Raw genomic sequence first — 1389 nt, forward strand, 5'->3', positions numbered from 1 at the left:
ATGGTACTGCACTCGGGAGGGTGTGGGAGAGTAGGACGCCGCCGGACTCAACGTGATCGGTCGAGGGCCGCCCCACTACGGGGTCGGCCCTCGACTGCGTTTATGGGCAGATCGCCTAGTAACTTTGTGTATCGAGAACAGCGTGTGTCGGAGCAAGGCCACCCGGGCCGAAGTAGCCCGCCGCCGTACTGGAAGGAATGATCCGTGAGTACAGGACCGCAGGACGGCGGCTCCAGCAACCGCGACGACGACCGTCGTTCCGGCCGTGGCCGCGACGGGGGTAACGACGGGCGCCGCGGTGACCGGGGCGGCTACCAGGGCGGCGGTGACCGCAGCGGTTCCCGTGGCGGCTTCCGGAGCGACGACCGGGGCGGCTCGCGCGGCGGCTACCAGGGCGGTGGCGACCGCGGTGGCTCCCGTGGTGGCGACCGTGACCGTGGTGGTTACCAGGGTGGGCGTCCGAGTGGCGACCGTCCGGGCTATCAGGGTGGCGGTGACCGTGGTGGCTTCCGCCGGGACGACCGTGGCGGCGCCGGTGGCGACCGTGGCGTAGAGCGTGGCGGCTACCAGGGTGGTGGCGACCGCGGTGGGTTCCGTGGTGGCGACCGTGACCGTGGTGGTTACCAGGGTGGGCGTCCGAGTGGCGACCGTCCGGGCTACCAGGGTGGCGGTGACCGTGGCGGCTTCCGCCGGGACGACCGTGGCGGCGCCGGCGGCGACCGTGGCGGTTACCAGGGCGGTGGCGACCGTGGCGGCTTCCGTGGTGGCGACCGTGACCGTGGTGGTTACCAGGGTGGGCGTCCGAGTGGCGACCGGCCGGGCTACCAGGGTGGCGGTGACCGCGGTGGGTTCCGTGGCGGTGACCGTGACCGTGGTGGTTACCAGGGTGGGCGTCCGAGTGGCGACCGGCCCGGCTACCAGGGCGGTGGTGACCGTGGCGGTGACCGTGACCGTGGTGGTTACCAGGGTGGGCGTCCGAGTGGCGACCGGCCCGGCTACCAGGGCGGTGGTGACCGTGGCGGCTTCCGTGGCGGTGACCGTGACCGTGGTGGTTACCAGGGTGGGCGTCCGAGTGGCGACCGTCCGGGCTACCAGGGTGGTGGCGACCGCGGTGGCTTCCGCCGGGACGACCGTGGCGGCGCCGGCGGCGACCGTGGCGGTTACCAGGGCGGTGGCGACCGTGGCGGCTTCCGCGGTGGGGACCGGGACCGTGGTGGTTACCAGGGCGGGCGTCCGAGCGGTGACCGTCCGGGCTACCAGGGTGGCGGTGACCGCGGTGGGTTCCGTGGTGGCGACCGTGAGCGTGGCGGCGCTGGCGGCGACCGTGGTGGTTACCAGGGTGGTGGCGACCGCGGTGGGTTCCGTGGTGGCGACCGTGACCGTGGTGGT

At 73.1% G+C, this 1389-nt stretch carries 1 protein-coding gene; it reads right to left on the bottom strand.

Annotation, left to right across the window (positions count from 1 at the left end; translation table 11 throughout):
• Window positions 1–75: 75 nt before the first annotated feature.
• The coding region (locus tag IEZ13_RS46055) for a hypothetical protein (RefSeq protein ID WP_189285806.1) at window positions 76–1389 on the bottom strand (1314 nt) is incomplete at its 5' end.

This window comes from Actinoplanes campanulatus (assembly GCF_014647795.1).
GTDB classification, from domain to species: domain Bacteria; phylum Actinomycetota; class Actinomycetes; order Mycobacteriales; family Micromonosporaceae; genus Actinoplanes; species Actinoplanes campanulatus.